Raw genomic sequence first — 3,063 nt, forward strand, 5'->3', positions numbered from 1 at the left:
GACGCCGCCCGCACCGCCATCGCCGCGGAGCTGAACAAGGCCCGCGCCGATGCCTCGGCCGCCGCCAAGCGCGTCGCGGAGCTCACCGACGGGGCCCACCGCGGCGACATCGCCCGGGCGGAGGCGCAGCTGCGCGTCGACCAGGCGGAGGAGACGATCGTCGACCAGCTCGGCGTGCCCGTCGCCGACCTTCTCGAATCCCACGCGCCGGGGGAGGACTTCGACCGCGCCGAGGCCGAGGCCCGCCTCAAGCAGGCGGAAAAGGACCTGCGGGTGCTCGGCCGCGTCAACCCGCTGGCGCTCGAGGAATTCAAGGCGATGGAGGAGCGCCACGACTTCCTGGCCACCCAGCTCGACGACGTCCGCCGGGCGCGCAAGGACCTCCTCGACGTCGTCGACGACGTCGACGAGACCATCCTGCGGCTGTTCACCGAGGCATGGCTGGATGTGGAGCGGGAGTTCCCGAAGGTCTTCGACACGCTCTTCCCGGGCGGCGAAGGCCGGCTGATCCTCACCGAGCCCGACGACATGCTGGCCACCGGCATCGAGGTCGAGGCCCGGCCGCCGGGCAAGAAGGTCAAGCGGCTGTCTCTGCTGTCCGGCGGCGAAAAGTCGCTGACTGCGCTGGCGATGCTCGTGGCCATCTTCCGCGCCCGCCCGAGCCCGTTCTACGTCCTCGACGAGGTGGAGGCCGCGCTCGACGACGTCAACCTGCGGCGCCTCATCGCGCTGCTCGAGGAATTGCGCGAATCCTCGCAGCTCATCGTGATCACGCACCAAAAGCCGACCATGGACGTCGCAAATGTGCTGTACGGCGTGACCATGCGCGGCGACGGCGTGACAAGGGTGATCTCGCAACGGATGTCACCCGAAACGGGTAAATAGCGGGCACCTTCGGAGAAGGTTCGGGCTGAATCGGAAATTGGGTTACTATCTCGGTCGGCCGACCAAGTCACGATCTCCGGAGGTGGTCGACGGTGCCCGAAACGGACCGGCGATTCGACGCTCATCAGGCTCTCGCGCAGTGGCTCGCGTTGGCCGGCGACGTGCCCACCGAGCTGTTCCCGCTGCCCGCTCCCGCGCATTCGATGCTCGGCGACGTACGGGCATCGCATGGCCGGCTCATCTCGGCGGCGATCGAGGACATCGCCGACGTCGTCGCGGGCGATCCGCGGTGGCCGCTGATCCTGCGAGAGCGGCTGATCACGGGCCGGACGCTGGACAGCATCGGCACGGAGCTCGGGCTGACCCGGGAGCGCGTCCGACAGCTCGAGGCGGCGCTGCGGTCCAGGTTGGCGGACAGCGCCTTCATCGGCCTCGTCATCGACGGGGTCGGTCGCCGCATCCACCCCTTCGAGCACGTCACGGAGGTGCTGGCGGCGGTGCCGTCGTTGGCAGACCCGATTCCCGGCACGACCGTCAACTGCCTCGACGTCGTCGAGGCGCTGGCCCCGGAGTGGTCGATGGTGGGGTGCGGGTGGCTCGTCGCGAAGGGCACGGACGAGCGCATCGAGGCCGTCCTCCACGAGCTTCACGACGCCGCCGGGACCGTGGAGGTGGCCGCGGCCGCGAAGGCGTTGGCGGTTCCGGAGGGACACCTGGCCGACTACCTGGCCACGGTCGGGGGCCGGTTCATCTACCGCGGCCGCGTGCTGTGCCGCGACAAGTCGATCGGCGACCGGGCGCTGGCGGTCCTGTCGCTGGCCGACGGCGCCATGACCACCGCGCAGCTGGCGGAGCTCATCCCGGGCCGGACCCGCCCGTCCATCCGCAATGCGCTGGCCGCGGAGCCGCGGATCATCCGCAGTGCCCCGGACACGTGGACCGTCGAGGGGCGGGAGGGCGCGGCGCCGGTCAACCACGCGCGCCCCGAGTTCTCCGGCGCGATGCTCGTCCACGACGGCCGCTGGTCCGTTCTCGTCGACGCCGCGGCGGCCGCCTCCCCGGAGGAATCCTTCCCCATCCCGCATGCGGTGCCCGCCCTCGTCGACGCGCCGTTCGACGTGCCCGTCCGGTTGCCCTCCGAGCATTCGGCGGCCTCGGTCCGGTGGCGGCGGCAGGGGGCGGTGGGCAACAGCATCGGCGGATTCCTCGCCGAAGGCGGGATGAGCGGTGGACGGGTGCGCGTGGTCGTCGACGAGCGTTTCGAGGTCCTGCCCCTGCCCGAGACCACCGGGCACGGCCCGTGGGCGGTGACGTACTCGGCGCTGGCGCTGGGCGACCCGCCGAGGGACCCGTCGGAGGCGCTGAGCCGGGTGGCCGTGGCACTGGGGCTCCGCTCCGACGCCCCCTACTGCACCATTGCGGCGCGACTGCGGCTGCGCGACCAGGGATTCGTCGCCGATGCCCTCGCCGATGCCGTGGCGCAGGGGTATACGTTGGGGCCATGAGCATCATAGCCCGAGACGTGCGGCGGACCTTCCGCGGGCACGTGGCCATCGAACACGCGGACGTCGACGTCGCGCCGGGCCGGATCGCGGGCCTGATCGGGCCGAACGGCTGCGGCAAAACGACCCTGTTGCTGGTGCTGGCGGGCCTGCTGGCCCCCGATTCCGGCAGCGTCGCGGTCGCGGGCGCGGATCCGGCGTCCGATGGCCCGGGCGCCCGGGCGGGCATCGGCTGGATGCCCGATCACGTGGGCACGTGGGAGACGCTGACGGCGCACGAGATCGTCGCCTCCTTCGGCCGCCTTTACGGGTTGTCCCGCGCCGTCGCCGACGAGCGCGCGACGGAGCTGCTCGCGGAGGTCGGCCTCGCCGACTTCGCCGGGGCCCGCGTGCGCGTGCTCTCCCGCGGGCAGAAGCAGCGCCTGTCGCTGGCCCGGGCCCTGGTGCACGATCCGGACGTGCTGCTTCTCGACGAGCCCGCGTCCGGCATGGATCCCGATTCGCGGCTGGCGCTGCGCGGCATCCTGCGGCGCCGGGCGGATGCGGGGGCGGCGATCATCGTCAGTTCCCACATTCTCCCGGAGCTGGAGGAGATGGTCGACGACGTCATCATGATGCGCGAGGGCCGCACTTTGCCGGCCGCCGCCGACGGCAGGGCGCCCATGTGGCGACTGGC

General features: G+C 71.9%; 3 protein-coding genes. All 3 read left to right on the forward strand.

The annotated features are described in order from the left end of the window. Positions 1-885, forward strand: an 885-nt coding sequence (locus GX015_RS11910; protein ID WP_291345375.1) for an AAA family ATPase, incomplete at its 5' end; no start/stop codon positions are given. Positions 886-977: 92 nt separating this feature from the next. Then, positions 978-2,390 carry a sigma factor-like helix-turn-helix DNA-binding protein gene (locus tag GX015_RS11915; RefSeq protein ID WP_291345376.1) on the forward strand — a complete coding sequence of 471 codons (1,413 nt, stop codon included), beginning with the start codon at positions 978-980 and terminating at the stop codon, positions 2,388-2,390. Then, on the forward strand, positions 2,387-3,063 hold a 677-nt coding region (locus GX015_RS11920), incomplete at its 3' end, for an ABC transporter ATP-binding protein (protein WP_291345377.1). The genes GX015_RS11915 and GX015_RS11920, both read left to right, overlap by 4 nt.

This window comes from Corynebacterium sp. (genome assembly GCF_012837295.1).
Taxonomy (GTDB): domain Bacteria; phylum Actinomycetota; class Actinomycetes; order Mycobacteriales; family Mycobacteriaceae; genus Corynebacterium.